Genomic DNA, 19,862 nt, shown 5'->3' on the forward strand with positions numbered 1-19,862 from the left:
AGATAGTTTAAAAGAAAGCTGTTATCGCAATAATGATGATAAGGATTCCACTAATGATGGTACCAAATTGCCCCAGTGTATAGGAACCAATCCGAACGGCTGATAATTTAAAACCCAACTTCACACCAGCCCAAACACTAATTAGACTGCCAATTGCAGCTGTTAAAGAAATAGCATAAGGCGAAAATCCTAATAATCCTGCACCCAGACCGTTTGTAAGTGCATTGGATGATAAGGCAACGCCAAGAATCATGGCTTCCCCCCAGCCAATTTCTCCCGATTGATCCATATCGGCTAATTCTGGATTTTTGATTATCGCTTTCATATTTGAGGTTTGGCGTTCATAACCATCATGATCCGTTACTGCCATTTTCTTACGAGGTGCTGCCAATAAAATAATTCTAATTCCAATAATTGAAAGCAAAATTGCTCCCATTATCACTGGAAATATTCCAGGCAGAATATGTGATACCCAAAGTCCAAAAGTAATTCCAGCCAGGCTCATAAGATAACAAATAATGGCCATTAAAATGTTAGCTCCAAAGCCAATTCGGATTTTTCGAACACCATAGGAAATACCGATTCCTAAATTATCTATGCTAGATGATGCAGCAAATGCTAAAATGATTAGCCAAGACAATGTAAATCACTCCTAATTTTTTTACATTGTATTAAGCTAAATATCAAATATTGTATGTCCATCAAAAAATGTTGACAAAAAATCAACGAAAAATATTAAATATGAAGAATGATCTTGGCCATCGTAAAGTAAAGAATTAGTCCTGTCCCATCAACTAAGGTAGTAATAAATGGGCCTGAAACAATTGCAGGGTCAATTTTCAATTTATGCAAAATCATTGGCAATACAGCTGCCACCATAGATGCCCAAATGACAATAAACAAAGCGGAAATTGCTACAACGGAGCCGATATGCAAATTGACCCCCAGGAAAATAGAACGAATCAGGGCCACAATTCCCATCGTAATCCCCAGAAAAAAACCAGTTGATACTTCTTTTCTAAAAACCTTAAACATGTCTTTAAATTGAATTTCTCCCATCGCCAAGGCACGAACCAATGTTGTGACCGTTTGTGAGCCGGTGTTTCCTCCTGTTCCAATTAATAATGGTACAAAAAAGGATAGAGCAATTTGTTTGGACAGAGTGTCTTCATAGTGTCGGAGCACCGTACCGGTATAGGCTTCCGCCACAAATAAGATTAATAACCAGCCAATCCTTTTTCTAAATAAGTTCCAAATGGAGTTTTTAAAATAAGGTTCTGTCAGTGGCTGGCTTCCTCCAAGTTTTTGAATATCTTCCGTTGCTTCTTCATGAATAACATCAATCAAATCGTCAACGGTTAGAATTCCAATCATTCGCGATTCCTTAGATACGACCGGTATAGCCACAAGGTCATATTTCGATAAGACTGATGCTGCATCTTCCTTATGCATGTCAACAGGTACAGATATGGGGTCCCCCTGAATCATTTCTTCGAGTTTCGACCCTGGTTTCGCCAAAATAATTTCCTTTAATGAGACAACCCCAACAAGTTCACCCCGGATTCCTAAAACATAAATATAGGATACAATTTCTGCCTCTTCACCTACTCTTCGAATATGCTGCAAAGTTTGGTCAACAGTCCAATTAGTACGTGCAGCAATATAGTCAACTGTTGCTAATCTGCCCGCTGTGTTCGGTTCAAAACTCATTAGTGTATTGATTTTCAAGCGATAATCATCCGGCAGGAAGGCCAATAATTTTTTGGCCTGATTTGGGTGAACGGATAAAAGTAAATTTACAATCGTATCACTAGACATTTCATTAAGCAGTTCTGAGGTAAAACTATCTTTAATTCGATGTAAAATTTGATATTGTAATTCGGGCTCAAGGTACTCTATAATCTCTGCACCTAATAGTTTGGGAACACTGGAGATAAGCATTAATTGTTCTTCTGGTTCTAATCCCCCAAACATCTCTGCAATATCAAAAGGCTGATAATGTGTTAAAAATTCAATTAACTCAAATTGATTCTGCTCCATTAATATTTGTTTTAGACTATTTTTGATGCTTTGTTCCATTTTCAACCCTCCTTATTTACACCAAAAGCTAAAGCTCTTTTTTGTTTGAATCCTTTATTCGAATGAAAGGACAAATTCACCAAGATTCCGGATGAAATCAACAAAATAATTAACGAAGAGCCCCCATAACTGATGAAAGGAAGAGGTACTCCTGTAATAGGAAGAAGTCCGCTAACCGCTCCGAGATTAAACACTGCTTGCACCATTATTTGAAAAGTGAGACCGATTGCTAACAGCTTCGCAAATGGTTCCCTCGATTTAAGGGAAATACGTACGCCGCGGTACATGATAAATAAATATGAAATTATTACAATCAACACTCCAAATACCCCAAGCTCTTCGGAAATAACCGACATAATAAAATCGGTATGTGCTTCAGGAAGATACCCAAGTTTTTGAATTCCTTTTCCCAGCCCTTGGCCCCATATACCGCCTGATGCTATTCCAAAATAGGACTGAATTAATTGATAACCGTTTCCGTTAGGGTCTGCGAAAGGGTTTAGGAAGGAAGTAATTCTTTCTAAGCGATATGGAGCTGTAATGGCAAAAAAACTAATCCCTCCAACTGTTATACTACCCAACAAAATTAAATGAATTGCACGGGCGCCTGAACATAATAGGATGAACCCGCAAGGCAGCAATATAGCGGTGGCAGTTCCTAAATCTGGCTGCTTAAGTACAAGCAAAAAGACAATGGCTAAAAGGAGAAGCGGCGGCATTACACCTTTCCAAAAATCATTGATATATTCTTGCTTTTTCGCATAAATATAGGAAAAATATAGAATCATTACAAGCTTTACTGCTTCTGTTGGCTGAATAACTAAGGGTCCTAATTGCAGCCATCTTTGTGAATTATTCCTTTCAACTCCTATGCCGGGAATTAATATAATGATTAAAAAGAAAATCGATATCATTACGAAAAAAGGACTGAATTTCCCATAGATACGATACGGAATAATGGCTGTGATGATAAAAAGAACCATGCCGATGACAAAGGATTTTAGTTGTTTAGCGAAAAAAATTCTAGGATTATTATAATCAACTAAACTAAGAGGAAAACTTGCACTAAAAACCATTACTAACCCAAATAGTGATAAGAAAAGGATTGCGATGATCAATAATTTATCAACCTTTTTGATGTAGTTAAGAAACATTTTCTCCACTCCCGTAACTGCCATTTGATTGAATAAACGAATATACACCTTGAAAAAGCAAAAAAGCCTTAATTCTCAACAAGGAGAAAAAAGGCTTTTTGTGGACTCTGTAAATTTCAAAATAAAATCACTAACGAAATTATTCACAGCCAAAATAACACTAGCCGGTTTCCCTCGTTGAGCTTTAGCACTGAATAGCATAGGTTCTAAATAACCAGCTACGTTAAAAAAGACCTTCTTCCGATCTTTCTTGTTGACCCATTGGCGTCTCTCGACATTTTTGGGCAGCAGCATTTCTCTATTCAGGAGCCTCACCTAACAGAATCCCTTAAGTAAGCATTTAATTAATAACAATATATGTTTTTTGTTGTTATTTTGTCAATAAAATATTGATTATTTTTCAACATTTTTTCAACTTCAAACATAAAAAATGCCACAGTTATTTAATAACCGTGGCATTCCTTTTTAGTTATGAAATTCTTTCATATCAATCTTACATTCTTCCAAAGGAATAACTTTCGTTTTGTTAATAAATTTATAACCAAGCCAAAATGCAAAAAACACGGGGATTCCAAGGTAAGCTGCAATCACACCCAGCCAATCGATATGTCCTGATGTGAACCCTTGATAGTCCTGTGCAATCAGGATGACAAAACAAACAACAAAAGCAAAAATCGGACCAAAAGGATACCATTTTGCACGATAAGGAAGATCCTTTATCGAATAACCTTGAGCCACATAAGCTTTTCGGAAGCGGTAATGACTGGCTGCGATTCCGATCCAAAAAATAAACGTGGTTACACCAACGGAGTTCATCAGCCAAAGATAAATGGTGCCATCCCCAACAAACGATGCTAAAAAGGTTGACATTCCGACAATCGTTGTTGCTACAAGCGCCGCGACCGGGACACCACGTTTGTTGACTTTTGCAAAAATTCGTGGGGCTTGCCCTTCCTGTGCCATCGCATACATAATTCTGCTCGTCACATAAAGACAGCCATTACCAGCAGATAAAACAGATGTTAATATGACTGCATTCATTACAGAAGCGGCGAAAGCAAGCCCGGCTCTTTTAAACACGATGGTAAATGGACTGGCCATAACCGTTGAGCTTTGAAGGCTTTCATTTGTGTAAGGTACCAGAAACGAGATTACGAGAAGAGCTAAAATGTAAAACAGGAGAATTCGCCAAAATACACTGCGAATGGCTCGTGGGATATTTTTTACCGGATCCTCACTCTCCCCTGCTGCAACACCAATGCATTCAGTTCCTGAAAAGGAAAAGCCCGCAACAAGAAAGATTCCTAATGTTCCGAGAAAACCACCGACAAATGGTGCATCTCCAACGGTGAAATTTTGAAATCCTGCAGGTTGATGGCCATTCATAATTCCAAAAATCATCAAAATGCCAACAACAATGAAGATGATGATCGTTGCTACTTTAATAAACGAAAACCAATACTCTCCTTCCCCAAATCCCTTAACCGATAAGACATTTAAAAAGAAAAGAAAAGCTAAAAATATACCGCTCCATAATAGCGACGGACTATCGGGAAACCAATATTTCATTATCAGAACAGAAGCTGACAATTCGGCAGCAAGGGTCATTGCCCATGACAGCCAGTAGTTCCAGCCAAATGCAAATCCCAATGCCGGGTCAATAAAACGTGTGGCATATGTACTGATTGAACCGCTTGTCGGCATAAAGGTTGCCAGTTCTCCAAGGCCAGTCATGACAAAATATACCATAATTCCAATAATACCATAGGCAACTAATACACCACCCGGCCCTGCCGTGTGAATGGCTGGTCCGCTCCCAAGAAAAACACCCGTACCAATTGTTCCGCCTAAGGCGATCATCGACACATGACGTGATTTTAATTTTTTCTGAAGATTACCAGATGGCTCAGTTTGTTCGTTTTCAGAAGAAACTTGCAGCTGTCTGTTTTCCAAAAGAATACCCCCTTAATATGAATAAAACATATATAGATAGATTCAATGCGAGAACTGTATAAGGGATACGATGAAAAAAGTAATTCTTTCAATATCTTAAAACTGATAAATTACAAAAAGGCTGGAAGAGGTCCATAGGGGACCTCTTCCAATTTTGCAGAAATTAAGCCTTCACTTCTTCCTTCTCTAAATCTTTTGGTCCAAATGTTGCTTTTGGTGACCACCATAATGGTACCTTGATGCTTTCTTCTGTAAGTTTTCCTTTTCCGTTGGCAACGTCACGCGCAATTTCATAACCTGCTTGTGCATGGCGGATAACCCCAATACCAGAGTCAACTGTCATGGCAACTTCTAGTCTCATATCAGACTCAGCCGTTCCGTCAGCGATCATTGTTACACCAGTATGAACAGCTTCACCCATGGAGTAGTTCGCTTGAAGGGCAATCAAATCACACATACCAACTGCGTTTAATAAACCGTTCAATACTGGCCAGTCAGAGATTAAATCGCCTCCGTCTTTCATATTTTCTGATTCAAATGTTGGGTTCACGATCGAACCGGAGTCTAAGTTGTCACGAGAGAATGCAACAGGGCCGGCAAGTTCGCCATTTCGAATCATCTCATTTACTTTTAATGCGAATTTTTTACGCTGTCCGAAGCCCATGTAACAAATACGTGCTGGAAGTGCTTCGATTGGAATATGTTTCATTGCAAGCTTGATCCAGCGGGTTACAAGCAAGTCATCGCTGAACTCTTCAAGAATCATTTCATCGATTTTACGTAAGTCTTCTGCTTCACCAGATAGACAGATCCAGCGGAATGGTCCACGGCCTTCACAGAAGAGCGGACGAATGTATTCTGCAACGAATCCTGGTAAACGCTTCGCTTCTTTTTCATCCATACCGGCATCAATACACTCTTTACGGATACTTGTACCGTATTCGAAAGACTTAACGCCTAGATCTAGGAATTTAATTAGAGCTTTAAGCTCACGGATCATGGTCACACGGGCTTTTTCTAAATAAAGATCACGGTTTGTATCACGAAGATGCTCAGCTTCTTCTACTGTGTAACCAGATGGCAAGTAAGAGATTGGGTCATGTGCTGGTGTCATCGATGTTGTAATATCAGGAAGGAATCCGCTTTCCAATACTGCTTCAAATACATCCGCGGCATTTCCAACAACACCGATACCTAGCGGCTTACCAGCAGCAGCGTATTCTTGAGCAAGAGAAATTGCCTCATCCAATGAATCTACTAATACATCAATGAATTTCTTTTCAATCCGGCGATTAATGATGTCAACGTTTGAGTCACAAAGGATTGCTACACCGCCGTGCATCGTCATTGCTCTTGTTTGGTTACCACCCATACCTCCAGCACCAGCAGTTAAAAGAATTTTACCAACAAGTGAGTCATTATAGTGTAAACGGGCTATAGCAGAAAGTGTTTCAAATGTACCTTGGATAACGCCTTGAGTTCCGATATATTCCCATGGTGCTGCTGTGTAATTTGCATACATGGTTAAGTTCTTATCTTGAAGATCATAGAATGTTGGCCAGTCAGCTTTCATGATATTAGTTGTAGCCATAACAACAGTTGGAGCATATTTATGTGTTTTGAAGACGGCAACAGGCATACCAGATTGAACAACCAATGTTTCATCATCTTCAAGTTCTTTTAATGATTTTACAATTGCATGGTAGGATTCCCAGTTACGTGCAGCTTTACCGATACCACCGTAAATCACTAACTCTTCCGGCTTCTCAGCGGTCTCCATATTGTTTTCTAGCATTCTTAAAATTGATTCCTGTCTCCAGCCCTTACAACGAAGCTCAGGTCCTCTTTGTGCTTTAACTGAATATAAAATTTCTGGTTTTGACATGATTAATTCCTCCTAGTATGTAATTCGCTTTACTCGTATTTATATATTGCAAGTCTTGTGCCAAATTTGTTGAATAGGGGGAATTTTTATTTTTTCTTTAAAAATGGCGCTTTTATCAGGAAATTTCGCAAAAAACCTATTCTCAATTCTTATTTACAAACAAGTAATCTATTCATAACCGCAGATGTATTTTGCACGCAAAACACCACATAAATCGACAAGTTGTTTGATTGATGTAAACGATTACAAATTCCATCATGCAGATAAAATTTGCATGCAAATCCCTTTGCGAAATAATTAGTTTTTATTGCTTTTACGGCGTCATCTACTAGAATACCAAAAGGGATAGTCGTCCAAACCATCCCATTTCACCTACATATTCACATAACTCTACAAAACTTTACTCAAAAACGATTTTGTCCGTTCTTCTTGTGGGTTTTCAAATAACTCTCTTGGCTCGTTTTCTTCTACAATGAAGCCGCCGTCCATAAAAATGACACGGTCGCCCACTTCCCTAGCAAAACCCATTTCGTGGGTCACGACGACCATGGTCATTCCTTCTTTTGCGAGCTGTTTCATCACCTCTAATACTTCGCCGACCATCTCCGGATCAAGCGCAGAGGTTGGTTCGTCAAACAGCATGATTTTTGGCTCCATTGCCAAAGCTCTTGCGATGGCAACACGCTGTTTTTGTCCGCCTGAAAGCGAATCCGGATAGGCCTCCGCCTTTTCCCTTAATCCAACTTTACTTAAAAGCTCTAACCCTTTCTGCTTTGCTTTTTCAGCAGAAACTTTCCTCACTTTCATCGGTGCCAGCATAATATTTTCAATTACTGTTTTATGTGGAAAAAGATTAAACTGCTGAAAAACCATGCCTACTTCAGTCCGGATCATATTAATATCCGTTTTTTTATCGGATAGGTCGATTCCTTCAATATATATATGACCGTCTGTAATCGTTTCCAATAAATTGATGCATCGTAAGAAGGTTGACTTCCCCGACCCGGATGGCCCAATGACTACGACTACCTCTTGAGGCTTTACAGAAACATTAATATCCTTTAAAACCTCGTGATTTCCAAAAGATTTTTTTAGACTTTTCACCGTAATCATGTAGTCGCCAGCCTCCTTTCAAGTCTAGATAATAGGAAGCTTAACGTAAGGGTTAACACCAAATAAATCGCGGCTGCTGTAAGATATGGTTCCCAAACACGATAATATTGTCCCTGCATAGCTTGTCCCCAGTACATAAGCTCCGGTGCCGCGATTAACGCTGCCAGGGAGGAATCTTTTATTAATACTATAAATTCATTTCCTAATGGCGGAATCATTCGTTTGATTGCCTGGGGCAAAATCACATAGCGCATCGCTTGAAAATGATTCATCCCTAGCGAACGCGCAGCCTCCATCTGCCCCTTGTCAATGGATTGAATGCCGGCACGAAAAATTTCAGCGATATAGGCAGCAGAATTGAGCGAAAGCGCAACAATTGCCGCCACAATCGCATTGGTTTCGCCTAGAAATAACGGAACCACTGCGAAATGGATTAATAGAATTTGAACCATAAAAGGAGTACCGCGAAAAAAGTTAATATACCAGTTAAAGGGCTGGGCTAATAATTTATTTTGCATCATTTTTCCTAATCCAATCAATAAACCAAAAATCGTTCCTAGCAAAATACCCGCTAGCGATAGCCCAATGGTCAGCATTGTTCCTTTTACGAAAAATGAACTGTATTCAGATAATAAGTCAAAACGAAAATCCATAGGCAAATCCTCCTAATATTATCCAGTATGAAAGTCTTATATTTTAAACACTAAAAATTGCGTAACAGCCATAGGTATATGAGTTACGCAATTTTCTCCGTTTTTGTTATTGCTTTAATGCATTGACATCAGGATCTGACTTAAACCACTGTTGATAAATCTTCGCATAGTCACCATTTTCAAGCACTTTTGTAATTGCCTTGTCAAAGTCTGCTTTTAGCTGGCTGCCTATTGGAAACATTAAGCCATAAAATTCTTTTTCGAATGCAGCATCGTCTTTTATCACGACCAAGTTTTCATTCGGGTTATTTTTTACGTATTCTTCTACAACCGTATTATCTGCGACAACAGCATCTGCACCGCCGCTTTTCAATTCCATAATCGCTAGATTGTTACTTTTAAATTTTTTAAGATTTTGATTATTTTTTCCAATTAAAGCTTCTACTGCCTCTTGACCTGTTGTCCCATTTTGTACGGCCACTTTTTTACCTTTCAAATCCGCGGCGCTTTTAATCGGGCTGTCTTTTGGTACGAGAATTTCATTTGTAGATAAAAAGTATGGGGTAGAGAAATCATAGGTTTGTTTCCGTTCATCGTTAATCGTTATCGCCGAAATACCAAAATCAGCAGTTTTCCCCTTTACCTCAACGAATAATGGATCCCAGCCGGTATTCACAACATTAATGTTATAGCCCGCTTCCTTTGCAACGACTTTGATGAAATCAAGGTCAAAACCTTTGATCTGGCCTTTATCGAGAAATTCAAATGGAGCATACTCGGCATTGGTCACAACCTTTAATGTTTTCTTTTCGGTTTCCTTTGTTTTTTCCCCGCCGCTGCTCGTTTGACTTGTCCCACAGGCAGATAAAATAACCATTAAAACTAAAACAATGGATAGAAATTTAAGCGCTTTCATAATTGCCCCCTTATATTTTTATTTCCTTGCAACTGAAAATTCAGACTCCTATTGACGGATTATGCCTATATAACTAAAAAAACGCAGTGAAACCTTTAAAATAATCTTGGAGTAAATTGTGGTATTCATAAGGTATTTTTTCAATGAGGTGTTTACTAATACTTGTTAAGAAAGAAGGCCCATCCACCTTATAATTAAATAATTGGACGGCCTCCATGTTGGTCTTAAACTAAAGAATTATCCTTTAAAATAAATTGTGCCAGTTCTTCCATTTGATCCGAAATCGCACGGTCGCTTTCAAGCGGCGGGCAGATTGCACGGATTTTTTCTAAGTAAGTTCTTGTTGCCGGCGCCAATTCCTTTTCTGCATTTTCCAGATAAATCGCTTGGGATGCACAAATCATTTCAATGGCTATGACTCTTGCAGAATTGTGAATAATCTCCCGAGCTTGACGAGAAGCGATTGTTCCCATGCTGACGTGATCCTCTTGGTTGGCCGAAGTTGGGATTGAATCAACACTTGCCGGATGGGCAAGAACTTTATTTTCAGATACAAGTGAGGCTGCTGCATATTGTGCAACCATTAATCCACATTCTAACCCTGGGTCCGTTGCCAAAAATGGAGATAAACCGCTTAATTGCGGGTTAACAAGACGTTCCGTTCTTCGCTCAGAAATATTGGCCCATTCTGCTGCTGCTACCTTTAAGAAGTCCATCGATAAGGCAATCGGCTGACCATGGAAATGTCCGCCAGAAAGAATTTCACCACTCTCAAGCACAATCGGGTTATCGGTTGTGGAGTTCATTTCAACACTTAGGCGTTCATTCACATAATTAAATGCCTGCCATGATGCACCATGAACCTGTGGAATACAACGAATCGAATAGGAATCCTGGATGCGGATTTCTCCTTGACGGGTAACGCGTTTGCTTCCGTCTAGCCAGTTTCTCATTCGTGACGCAACAAATTCAAGCTCCGGATGCGGACGAACTGCTAATAGCTCGCTGTCAAATGCAGAAATGATTCCATTCAGTGCTTCCATCGTTAAACATGCTGCCATGTCAGCAGCTAAACCAACACGTTCTGCTTCATTAAGTGCAATTGTTCCAACCGCCGACATGGCTTGGGTTCCATTGATTAAGGCTAAGCCTTCCTTTGCTTCAAGAGAGACGGGTTCTAATCCTGCTCGTTTTAACGCTTCCCCACCAGTGAGGATTTCACCCTTGTATTCGGCTTTACCTTCACCTACTAACACAATCGCAATATGGGAAAGGGGAGCAAGGTCACCGCTTGCACCAACGGAACCCTTACACGGAACAACAGGATGAACACCATTGTTAATCATATCAAGTAAAAGCTGAAGTGTTTCTTCTCTAATTCCGGAATAACCTTTTGAAAGAGAGTTCGCTCTCAATATCATCATGGCTCTTACTACCGGAATAGGCAATGGATCGCCCACACCGACAGCATCAGCACGCAATAAATTCAATTGTAATTTGGCATTATCTTCAGGATTTATTTCGATATCACTTAGTTTTCCGAATCCAGTATTTACACCGTAAACTACCTTGCCGTCATTAATGGCCTTTTCCACACGTTTGCGGCTTTCTCGAACTCTCTGCCAGTTCGCTTCTGGTATTTCTACCTTCGCATTGCCATCAACCACGCTTTGTATTTTATAGCGGTCAAGGGTAAATCCATCTAAGTCTACTGTTTTTAATTCTACTAATTCTTTGCTGCTCATCGATTCCATCTCCTATTAAGTTCCGCAGAAATATTTTGACTTTATCAAATATTATAAATTAATCTATCGGCAAATTCCTTATTAAAATGACATTCTCTTGAAATATTAACCTTCATTTTTATGATTCACATACCATTGTTCAATCAATGCTGCTGTTAATCTGCCCGTATTAATAAGGTTTTCAATACTGATACATTCCCTGAATGAATGAATGTTTTGAAATCCTAAACCAAGGGTGATGGTTGTTAGCCCATTTTCATTTAACACGTTTGTATCAGCACCGCCCAATGTTTCTGTTAAATACGGCTTAACGTTAATATTTTGTGCTGCTTCCAAAGTATTTTTCACAAGAATATGGTCTTCCGGAATATCAAACCCTAGATATTTTTTCTCAATTCGGACATCCACGTTTCCGCCTTTTTTCTCGGCTGCCTGCTTCATGATTTCTTCCATATGTTTCAGCTGGGCATCTAATTTTTCTTTGGAAAAACTGCGTACTTCACCAGCGACCGTTACACTACCAGGGATAATCGAAGTCAATTCTCCTCCATTAATAATTCCGATATTTGCAAGTGTATCTTCATCGATAGCGCCGAGCTTCATGTTCGTTAATCCTTCGGCTGCGATAAGAAACGCACTATTCCCTTCTTCTGCATTCAAAGCGATATGTGCGGCATTCCCGTGTACTTCCATCCAGATCCGGCTGCTATAAGGACCTTTTAAGATCGTTTGGCCAACATCACCGCTGCTGTCAAAAATATAACCCGTTTTACTCTTCGCCTTGCTATAGTCCATATAAGTCGCACCAACAAGCCCCGGCTGCTCATTTACAGTTAGAATAAATTCAATTGGCCCATGCGGAACTCCGCTATCAATAATGGCGCGAATCGCTTCTAAATAAGCTGCTAATGCTGCTCTGTCATCTGCTCCCAAAATTGTCGTACCATCAGAGTAAATCACACCATCTTTAATAACAGGTTTCAATCCTTCAGTTGGTAATACCGTATCCATATGAGTTGAGAAAAATAACGGCGGGATTGACGGGTCAGTACCTTCACGCCATGCAACCAAGTTCCCTACTTCACCATTAAAGTTTTTGTGAGCCTCATCAAATTCCAAGCTAAAGCCGAGCTCTGGAAGCGCCTTTTTTAAATAATCTGCCACAAGGCTTTCTTTTCCGCTCGGTGCATTGATTTTTGCCAGTTCTAAAAATAATTCTTGTAATCGTTCTGAATTTACATGTTCCGATGCTTTTGATACTTGATTTGTTTTCATAAAAAACCCCTCCTAACGGCTTAGGACAACTTTGCCGTTTTTGATTACTGTTTCTACAATGTTTGTTCCAAGCTCATATGCAATATGCTTATAGGTTGGGACATCCCAAATCTGTAAATCAGCTAATTTTCCTTCTTCAATCGTACCCCTATCATCGAGTTCAAGTGCCTTTGCCCCGCCATAGGTTGCGGCTTTAATTGCTTCCTCCACAGAGAATTGATAGAGTCTGCAGGCAAGGTTTATCACAAATTGCATCGATTGCGTATAACTTGCCGGACAAAGATCGGTTGCCAGCGCCACCTGCATGCCCAAATCCAGCATTTTTCGTGCATCAAACGGACGTTTATGCCCTACCGCAAAATCAAGAGATGGCATTAAAACTCCTGTAACCTTTGCTTCCGCAAGTTTTTCCATCACTTCAACAGGTGTATAATTCAGATGGTCGACTGATACCATTTTCATCTCGGCTGCAAGGTCTGTTCCACCAATATAGGAGTAGGCATCCGCATGAATTTTTGGTTTCATCCCATATTTCAAACCTGCTTTTAGAATTAATTCTGATTCATCTGCCGTAAAATAACCGTCATCACACCAAACATCGCAAAATTCCGCAAGTCCCCGTTCCCCTACTAGTGGAATCATCTCATTGATAATGACATCCAAGTATTCTTCTTTCGTTAAATTTTCAGGAAATCCATGGGCACCTAAAAAAGTATTTAATACATCAAGTGGTGTTTCTTCATTTAGCCTTCTGCTGACCTCTAAAATTTTGATTTCACTTTCTGTCGTTAATCCGTAACCGCTCTTACTTTCGACAGTCGTAATCCCATATTCCAGCATGGTCATAAGCCGTTTTTTCGATTGTTCAAACAACTCTTCTGAAGGTCTGTTCCTTGTTAATTCAACCGTACGATTCGGCCCCATTGATATCCCAAGTTCTTTTAATTTTTCTGGGGTATATCCAGCCACCTTAGCTGCGTATTCCTCAACCCTTGTTCCATAAAAAACCAAATGGGTGTGAGAATCGATAAATCCTGGAGCTACCACTTTCCCTTTTGCATCAATAACCTCAGAATCTTCTACTTCAAAGCTTTCTTTTAGTTCCGTTTCTGTCCCGACACCGGCAATTTTTTCATCCTTGATAGCAACCCATCCATTTTGTAGAACACTAATATCACTCATGCCTTCCCCAGCACATGTAATAACTTCTGCTGCATTCGTGATTAATAAATCTACCTTTGTTTTCATTTTTGTCCCAGACATTTTTAAACCTCCAAACATTTTCTGTCTTTCCAATGGCTGCAAATTGTTATGTAACTCTCTTAAAATAGCAAAAGAATAGTAGAGACCTGCAAGAGTGTCGATCCCTACTATCCAGTTTTATTCCACTATTAAGCCTTTACATCTTCTTTTTCTAAATCTTTTGGGCCGAATGTTGCTTTAGGTGACCACCATAATGGTACTTTGATGCTTTCTTCGGTAAGTTTTCCTTTTCCGTTCGCAACATCGCGTGCAGTTTCATAGCCTGCCTGAGCGTGTCGGATAACCCCGATTCCGGAGTCGACCGTCATTGCCACTTCTAGTCTCATATCAGATTCTGCCGTTCCGTCAGCAATCATCGTAACACCGGTATGAACTGCTTCACCCATGGAATAGTTCGCTTGAAGGGCAATCAAATCACACATGCCAACAGCGTTTAATAGCCCGTTCAATACCGGCCAGTCAGAGATTAAATCACCGCCGTCCTTCATGTTTTCAGATTCAAATGTTGGGTTCACGATGGAACCGGAGTCTAAGTTGTCACGCGAGAACGCAACCGGTCCGGCAAGTTCGCCTTTTCGAATCATGTCATTTACTTTTAATGCGAACTTCTTACGCTGACCAAAGCCCATGTAACAAATACGTGCAGGTAAGGCTTCGATTGGAATATGCTTCATCGCAAGCTTGATCCAGCGCGTTACAAGCAGATCGTCGGAGAACTCTTCAAGAATCATTTCATCGATTTTGCGTAAGTCTTCTGCTTCACCAGATAGACATACCCAGCGGAAAGGTCCACGACCTTCACAGAATAATGGACGAATGTATTCTGCAACGAATCCTGGAAGACGTTTTGCTTCTTTTTCATCCATACCTGCATCGATACACTCTTTACGGATGCTAGTACCATATTCGAAAGATTTAACACCCAGGTCTAAGAATTTGATTAGCGCCTTCAACTCACGAATCATGGTCGCGCGGGCTTTTTCTAAATAAAGCTCACGGTTTATGTCACGTAGTTCTTCCGCTTCAGCAACTGTGTAACCAGATGGCAGATAAGAAATTGGATCATGCGCAGGTGTCATGGATGTAGTAATGTCTGGTAACCATCCAGATTGAAGTACTTGCTCAAAAATATCAGCAGCATTCCCGACAACCGCAATACCTAAAGGCTTTTTCGCTGCAGCATATTCTTTTGCCAACACAATAGCTTCATCCAATGAATCTACTAAAACATCAATAAATTTCTTTTCAATCCGGCGATTAATAATGTCTACGTTGGAGTCACAAAGGATGGCTACTCCGCCATGCATGGTCATTGCTCTTGTTTGGTTACCACCCATGCCGCCTGCACCTGCTGTTAATAAGATTTTCCCAACAAGTGAGTCATTATAATGAAGACGAGCAATCGCGGAAAGTGTTTCAAAAGTTCCTTGGATAACGCCTTGTGTTCCGATATATTCCCATGGTGCTGCTGTATAGTTTGCATACATGGTTAAGTTTTTATCTTGAAGATCATAGAATGTTGGCCAGTCAGCTTTCATAATATTGGTCGTAGCCATAACAACGGTTGGAGCATATTTATGTGTTTTGAAAATCGCAACTGGCATTCCGGATTGAACAACAAGTGTTTCATCATCTTCGAGTTCTTTTAATGATTTAACAATCGCATGATAGGACTCCCAGTTCCGCGCAGCTTTACCGATTCCACCGTAAATGACTAGTTCTTCCGGCTTCTCTGCATTCTCCATGTTGTTTTCAAGCATCCTAAGGATTGATTCTTGTCTCCAGCCCTTACAACGAAGCTCAGGTCCTCTTTGTGCTTTAACTGAATATAAGATTTCTGGTTTTGACATTCATAATTCCTCCTCGATTATATGTTGTTCTCGTTTTTATACAATGCAAGTACCGTGCCAAATTGGTTGAATTGATTAAATTTCCCGTCATTTCATCCAAAAAGCTGCTAAATAAACCTATTTTTCTTGAATCCGTTTCCTATTCATCTTTTTAAGAATGAACAATCTTACCCCAAAAACGCAGATGTTTTTTGCATCCATTACCTCTGTTTTGTTCAACATGCGATTAATCCATGTAAACCTTTTCATTTTTATCCTGCAGATAAAATTTGCATGCAGATATTATCCAAGGTATGCTTTTTTGACCACATCTTTTTCACGCAGATTTGTTGCGCTATCTTGAAAATGGATTTCGCCGTTCTCTAAAATATAGCCGCGGTCTGCTACCGATAAAGCCATTGTTGCATTCTGTTCAATTAAGAGAATCGTTAAGCCTTCTTGCTTAATTTGATTAATGGTAGAAAAAATGCTTTTTACAACAATTGGGGCCAGTCCCATGGAGGGTTCATCTAATATAAGCAGCTTGGGTTTACCCATAAGCGCACGGCCAATTGCCAGCATTTGCTGTTCCCCGCCGCTTAATGTACCAGCCATTTGCTGGCGCCGCTCTGCCAAACGCGGAAACAATTCATAAATCTTCTCAATTTCCTGATGCAAATCTTTTTTCGACACTTTTCTCGCATATGCTCCCATAATTAGATTGTTTACCACCGATAATTTTGGAAAAATCCGCCTGCCTTCCGGTACCATGATAATTCCTTCTTTTACAACCTTATGGGGAGCCATCCCATTGATCTCTTTCCCTTCATAACGAATCGAACCCTTTGAAGGGATGACACCAGAAATCGCATTAACGGTCGTGGTTTTCCCGGCCCCATTTGCCCCGATTAGCGCAACCGCCTCTCCTTTTTGGACTTCCAGGGAGAGGCTTCTGACCGCGTGGATACTTCCATATGACACATTAAGTTTATCAATTTGCAGCATATTCGCTCTCCCTTTCCTCATCCTCTTTACCGATATAGGCCTCAATCACCAATGGATCGGAAATAATCGCATCGGGCACGTTATCGGCAATTTTTTCACCATGATCAAAAACGGCAATACGATTGCATAGCCCCATAACCCAGCCGACATTATGTTCTATCAGGATAACCGTTGTTCCATTCTCTCTTATTTTTAAAATTAGCTCTCCAATCTCCTCTGTTTCTTCATCGTTCATTCCCGCAGTCGGTTCATCGAGTAGTAGAAGTTTCGGCTTCGAAACCAATGCCCTGGCAATCTCTACTCTGCGCTGATTTCCATATGAAAGACTGCCGGCAAGTTCGTCCTCATATCCATTTAATCCGACAAGCTCCAAAATTTTTCGGCTCTCTTCCCTAACCATCTCTTCTTCTTTTTTAGCAGACCGAAAGCCCAAAATCGCAGACCAAAGTCCCGTGTGCGTCTTGCCAAACATCCCGACCATGACATTTTCAAGGACTGTTTCATCTTTTAGCAAACGGATATTTTGAAAGGTTCGCGAAATCCCTAGTTGTGCAATTCGAAAAGGTTTTAATCCCTGAACCGGTTGATTTTCAAAAAGAATTTTCCCTTCATTTGGCTTGTAGATCCCTGTTAACATGTTAAAAAATGTTGTTTTTCCTGCACCATTAGGACCGATTAAACCATAAATTTCACCTTGATTTACTTGAAGACTTACATCGCTTACCGCCACTAAACCACCAAATCGTTTCGTGATTCCTTCAATTTTAAGCAACATATTCACCACCCTTTTCTGGCTTCTTTTTGCGAGGTGATTTGAACAATACCTTTTTCGTATTATTTTTGCCAAATATTCCATTTGGCCGATAACGCATCATCACGACCATCAACAATCCGTAAAGCATCATCTTATACATATCCAGATATTTCATATCGATAAAGGTAAATTGGAATAAACGGAACATCTCAGGCAGTAAATAGAGAACACCAACGCCAAAGAGGGTTCCACGGATACTGCCCAGGCCCCCAATTACCACCATACTTAAGATTGTCGCAGAAATCGAAAAACCAAAGGAATCCGAGCTGATATAGCTAACTTTATGTGCAAACAAGGCCCCAGCCGCCCCGGCATACGCACCGCCGATCGCAAACACCAATACCTTGTAATAGGTGGTATTGATTCCCATTGATTGGGCGACAATGTCATCTTCACGGATAACCATCCAGGCACGGCCAATTCGTGACTGGGTCATTTTTCTAACTGCATATATCCCAATTAGCAGGACAATAAGCAGGAAAATTAAATAACTTACATTTTCAAGCTTCATTCCAAATAACGAGGGGGTGGGAATCATATCGATGCCGTACGCACCGCCGGTTATGTTGGCGTTTTTAAAAAAGGATTGGATGATTAGACCCATTCCCAAAGTGGTAATCGCTAAAAAATCTTCACGAACCCTGAGAGATGGCAAACCTAAAATAGCGCTAATGACAAAGGTAATTAGAATCGCAAGGAGAATGGCAAGCCACGGGTTTAAATCAGCCTTCGTTGACAGTATCGCTGATGAATAGGCGCCAATACCAAAAAAGGCTGCATGTCCAAGGGATACTTGGCCCGCATAACCGGTAATCAAATTTAGTCCTAACCCTAGCAAGATATAGATAATTAAGAAAACAACAATATCAACGTAATAAGGATTAAACAAGGTATCCACCACCATCACCTACACTTTCTCGACTTTTTTGCCAAACAATCCTGATGGTTTAATTAATAGGATGACAATTAAAATAACAAAGGCGATCGCATCTTTATCAATGACCATTCCTGAAAGATATCCATCGCTCATCGTTTCCACAAGTCCTAAGATTAATCCGCCGACAATCGTTCCCCCAATGGAACCCAGCCCCCCGAGGACCACGACACAAAACGCTTTTAATCCGGGAATGGAACCCATGCTCGGAAATAGGGAATTGTAATTTAATGCAACTAAAACACCGGCAGCTGCAGCCAGGGCAGAACCTAGCATAAACGTTACGGATACTACCCGATTGGAATTGACCCCCATCAAGGAAGCCGCGCGCATGTCTTGAGCAACAGCCTGAATCGCTAAGCCCATTTTCGTAAATTTTAGGAAGGCGAATAAAAGTCCAAGTCCAATGACTCCAGCAAGGACAATATAAAATTTATAATTCGTGAGGGAAACAGATTGACTGAGATGATAGATAGTATTGGTTGTCCCTGTTTCCGGAAACGGCTGGGTATCGGAAGAAAAAATAACTTGGAATAAGTTTTCAAGAAAGATAGCAATTCCGACACCGCTGATTAACGTCGTGATGGGGTGCCCCCCGCGAAGTGGACGATAGGCAAAGCGTTCAATCGCCATCCCTAGGAAAGCGGAAACAACCATTGCAAAAATTAAAGTGACAAGAAATGGTAAATGCAAATACATGATTCCGATCATGGCCGCAAATGCCCCGACCATGTAAATAACGCCATGGGCAAAATGTAATAATTTCAGGACTCCATACACCATTGTTAAGCCAACAGAGACAAGAATGTAGACAAAACCAATGGCCAACCCGTTTACAAGCTGTTGTGCTAGCATTTTTCACATCATTCCTTTCTATTTAAAATTTTTGATTTTATTGTTTTGTGTAATTGGGCAGCTATTGGCGACACTTTAATCCAGAGCTCTCTCATTTTTGTCGCCTATACGGCTTATTGGCGACACTTTGATCCAGATTCCTCTCATTTTGTCGCCTATACGGCTTATTGGCGACACTTTGATCCAGATTCCTCTCATTTTTGTCGCCTATACGGCTTATTGCCGACACTTTGATCCAGATTCCTCTTATTTTTGTCGCCTATACGGCTTATTGGCGACACTTTGAACCAGATTCCTCTTATTTTTGTCGCCTAACAAACTTATTGGCGACACTTTGACTCGTTAACTACTAGACTTTGTCTCCAATCAGCGTCATTGATATATGATTA

16 protein-coding genes and 1 riboswitch are annotated in these 19,862 nt (G+C 40.3%); all 16 genes read right to left on the reverse strand.

Translation table 11 applies throughout. The annotated features are described in order from the left end of the window. Positions 1-7: 7 nt before the first annotated feature. The gene (gene ytaF / locus BIV60_RS19025; protein WP_071357282.1) at positions 8-640 is read right to left on the reverse strand and encodes a sporulation membrane protein YtaF; all 633 of its coding nucleotides are present in this window, start codon (positions 638-640) and stop codon (positions 8-10) included. Between the two features lie 95 nt (positions 641-735). Next, positions 736-2,067: a magnesium transporter gene (mgtE, locus tag BIV60_RS19030; protein WP_071357332.1), complete on the reverse strand. Its 1,332-nt coding sequence runs from the start codon at positions 2,065-2,067 to the stop codon at positions 736-738. Positions 2,068-2,081: 14 nt separating this feature from the next. Continuing rightward, positions 2,082-3,233 carry a putative lipid II flippase FtsW gene (gene ftsW / locus BIV60_RS19035; protein WP_083402328.1) on the reverse strand — a complete coding sequence of 384 codons (1,152 nt, stop codon included), beginning with the start codon at positions 3,231-3,233 and terminating at the stop codon, positions 2,082-2,084. A gap of 163 nt (positions 3,234-3,396) precedes the next feature. Then, positions 3,397-3,563, reverse strand: a riboswitch (M-box (ykoK) riboswitch). A 135-nt stretch (positions 3,564-3,698) separates the two neighbouring features. After that, the gene (locus BIV60_RS19045) at positions 3,699-5,186 is read right to left on the reverse strand and encodes an amino acid permease (RefSeq protein ID WP_071357285.1); all 1,488 of its coding nucleotides are present in this window, start codon (positions 5,184-5,186) and stop codon (positions 3,699-3,701) included. A gap of 163 nt (positions 5,187-5,349) precedes the next feature. Further along, positions 5,350-7,071 (reverse strand): urocanate hydratase, encoded by a 1,722-nt coding sequence (hutU, locus tag BIV60_RS19050; RefSeq protein WP_071357286.1) that lies wholly within the window; start codon positions 7,069-7,071, stop codon positions 5,350-5,352. 390 nt (positions 7,072-7,461) lie between these two features. After that, positions 7,462-8,184, reverse strand: a complete 723-nt coding sequence (locus BIV60_RS19060) for an amino acid ABC transporter ATP-binding protein (RefSeq protein ID WP_071357288.1) — start codon at positions 8,182-8,184, stop codon at positions 7,462-7,464. Then, positions 8,181-8,837, reverse strand: a complete 657-nt coding sequence (locus tag BIV60_RS19065; RefSeq protein ID WP_071357289.1) for an amino acid ABC transporter permease — start codon at positions 8,835-8,837, stop codon at positions 8,181-8,183. Before BIV60_RS19065 ends, BIV60_RS19060 begins: the two co-directional genes overlap by 4 nt. A gap of 106 nt (positions 8,838-8,943) precedes the next feature. Further along, on the reverse strand, positions 8,944-9,753 hold the full coding sequence (locus BIV60_RS19070) for a basic amino acid ABC transporter substrate-binding protein (RefSeq protein ID WP_177177342.1): 810 nt from the start codon (positions 9,751-9,753) through the stop codon (positions 8,944-8,946). A 224-nt stretch (positions 9,754-9,977) separates the two neighbouring features. Further along, positions 9,978-11,498, reverse strand: a complete 1,521-nt coding sequence (gene hutH, locus BIV60_RS19075) for a histidine ammonia-lyase (RefSeq protein ID WP_071357291.1) — start codon at positions 11,496-11,498, stop codon at positions 9,978-9,980. Between the two features lie 105 nt (positions 11,499-11,603). Next, the gene (locus BIV60_RS19080) at positions 11,604-12,773 is read right to left on the reverse strand and encodes a M20/M25/M40 family metallo-hydrolase (protein ID WP_071357292.1); all 1,170 of its coding nucleotides are present in this window, start codon (positions 12,771-12,773) and stop codon (positions 11,604-11,606) included. Between the two features lie 12 nt (positions 12,774-12,785). Then, positions 12,786-14,036, reverse strand: coding sequence for an imidazolonepropionase (gene hutI, locus BIV60_RS19085; protein WP_083402329.1), 1,251 nt, complete (start codon positions 14,034-14,036; stop codon positions 12,786-12,788). A 128-nt stretch (positions 14,037-14,164) separates the two neighbouring features. Further along, positions 14,165-15,886, reverse strand: coding sequence for a urocanate hydratase (gene hutU / locus BIV60_RS19090; RefSeq protein WP_071357293.1), 1,722 nt, complete (start codon positions 15,884-15,886; stop codon positions 14,165-14,167). A gap of 282 nt (positions 15,887-16,168) precedes the next feature. Beyond that, a complete protein-coding gene (locus BIV60_RS19095; protein WP_071357294.1) occupies positions 16,169-16,870 on the reverse strand; it encodes an ABC transporter ATP-binding protein in 702 nt (233 codons plus the stop codon). Then, positions 16,857-17,645 carry an ABC transporter ATP-binding protein gene (locus BIV60_RS19100; protein ID WP_071357295.1) on the reverse strand — a complete coding sequence of 263 codons (789 nt, stop codon included), beginning with the start codon at positions 17,643-17,645 and terminating at the stop codon, positions 16,857-16,859. The genes BIV60_RS19095 and BIV60_RS19100 overlap by 14 nt, the downstream gene beginning before the upstream one ends. After that, entirely contained in the window at positions 17,635-18,582 is a 948-nt protein-coding gene (locus tag BIV60_RS19105) for a branched-chain amino acid ABC transporter permease (protein ID WP_083402333.1), read from the reverse strand. The genes BIV60_RS19100 and BIV60_RS19105 overlap by 11 nt, the downstream gene beginning before the upstream one ends. Positions 18,583-18,591: 9 nt before the next feature. After that, positions 18,592-19,473 carry a branched-chain amino acid ABC transporter permease gene (locus tag BIV60_RS19110; RefSeq protein ID WP_071357297.1) on the reverse strand — a complete coding sequence of 294 codons (882 nt, stop codon included), beginning with the start codon at positions 19,471-19,473 and terminating at the stop codon, positions 18,592-18,594. Between the last annotated feature and the right edge of the window lie 389 nt (positions 19,474-19,862).

The sequence above is a fragment of the Bacillus sp. MUM 116 genome (genome assembly GCF_001866655.1).
Classification (GTDB): Bacteria; Bacillota; Bacilli; order Bacillales; family Cytobacillaceae; genus Neobacillus.